The sequence below is a fragment of the Marinimicrobium sp. C2-29 genome (genome assembly GCF_038419845.1).
Classification (GTDB): Bacteria; Pseudomonadota; Gammaproteobacteria; order Pseudomonadales; family Cellvibrionaceae; genus Marinimicrobium.
In genome coordinates, this window is sequence record NZ_JBCAQT010000039.1 from 1 (window position 1) to 1868 (window position 1868).

Annotated in this window: 2 protein-coding genes; both read right to left on the reverse strand. The window is 60.8% G+C overall.

The window, feature by feature from the left end; translation table 11 throughout:
- Positions 1–96: 96 nt before the first annotated feature.
- Positions 97–1503 (reverse strand): hypothetical protein, encoded by a 1407-nt coding sequence (locus AAE484_RS17355; protein ID WP_341939699.1) that lies wholly within the window; start codon positions 1501–1503, stop codon positions 97–99.
- A gap of 59 nt (positions 1504–1562) precedes the next feature.
- The coding region (locus tag AAE484_RS17360) for a major coat protein (RefSeq protein ID WP_341939700.1) at positions 1563–1868 on the reverse strand (306 nt) is incomplete at its 5' end.

Consider the following 1868-nt stretch of genomic DNA (forward strand, 5'->3'; position numbering starts at 1 on the left):
GAAGAGCTTGACGATGGAAAACATCAGGCTGCCGAGCACACCGGCCAGCCATGGAATACCGCCTGCTAATGGAAGTGGCATAGTCTGTGTCCTCCGTTATCGGTCGACCGGTTGCATGGCCAGATTCCAGATGTAGATGCCCGCCATGATCGACAGAAACCAGCCAAAGGCGTCCTTGAAGGTGTTGATCAGGTGGCAGTCCACGCTCTGGGTGTGGCCCATGATTTCCAGGCTCAGCGATTCACACGCCGCCGGTTGCGGGACGAAGCCGTCCAGGGCGTTTTCGAGCGGGCCGGCGGCGTCCTCAAGCTGGCCGGTGGTCTCATCCACGCTCTCTTCCACGTCGGATTTGATCTGGTCAAAGGCGGCATCCAGTTCGGCTTCACCGGCGGTTTCGAGCTGGTTGGACAGGTCGTTGATCTGCCCTTCGCTCATGCCGCAGCGTTGGAGCCAGATTTGTTGGAGCTGGGCGCAGTCGATCTCATCGCCTTCACACTCGGGGGCCTGCTCGCAGTTATCGCCCCCGGAGGCGGAGCCGTCGCCCTCTTCGCAGTTCTCATCGGTCTCCGGGTTGCATTCGCCTTCACCGTTGCCGTCACCGGGATCGGATCCCCAGCAACCAGCCTGGCCGTTGACCTCGCCCCAACTTTGGCCCTCGGGGCAGTCTTCCGGGCCATAGCAACCCATCTCGCCGTTGACTTCGCCCCAGGACTGGCCCTCAGCGCATTCGCCGCCGGGCGCGGAGCTGGACGAACCGGAACTGGAGGAGCCGGAGCTGTCGGAGTCGCTGTCGTCGCCCTCATCACCGGTGCCATCGTCGTTGCCATCGGAGGAGTTGTCGTCCGAACTGGACGAGTCGGACGAACTGGAGGAGCTGTCATCGCCGGTGCCTGGGCCGCTGTAACACTCGGCGGTTTGCGCGTCGTAGAACTCGCCCTCTTCACAGGCATCGGGCGGAATATCACAGGCGGCCGCACCTTCACCGACGACCTGTTGGCCATCCTCACACGTCTGGGTCGCAACACATTGCGTCGCCCCCTCTGAGTTGGTGACTTCATGGGCTTGGCGGGGAGATTCCTGGGAGTGGATACCGTTGGCGCAAACGCAATCGGGCGGAATGCCATCGTAAGGAAAGCCACACGTAGGAGGCGCATATTTACAGATGGCGGCATACGGCGTTGCTCCGTCGTTGTCCCAGCTGGTCACCTCATGTCCGACAAACTCGTATCCGGCGGCCAAACCCCCTGTACCTGGACTGCGGCAGATCACGACGCGGGTATAGTTATTGTCCAGGTCATCGACGCGGGTGTAACGGTCGGCGATGAAGTAGCCCTCGTTGACGGAAGGGCTGCAGCCTTCGCCGCTGCATGACTTAATGGTGGCGCCGTAGATCGTCAATTCTTCGGCTCTGACCGGGGAGGAGAGACAAAGCGCCACGGTGATGAGAGCGCACCACGACACGGCAATCAAACGGTGAGCGAAGGGTTCAAGGTTCTCAGACATAACAGTCACCGACAAAAACGGCCCCGTAGGGCCGTATTAGTGGGCAGGCACTCCAGCACTTAAATCTTGCTGGAGAAGCGTTTGACGAGCTTGATCACCACCAGGGCGACGATCATGGCCCCGATGACCGGCCCGACCAGGGCGGACATGTCGGTGACGGCCGCTTCGGAGTCGGTGGCGATCTGAGTGGTCCAGGCGGGCAGGCTGCTGCCGTCCTGGGCGAAGGCTCCGGAGGAGGCCAGTGCGACCACTGAGAACACCGCCAGCTTCACAGCGGTGGCTTTGGAACGAAGGGAATCAAAGAGTTTTTGCATCAGATTTTCTCCAAAAATTGTTTGATGGATGTGATGACGTACGCGGCGAAG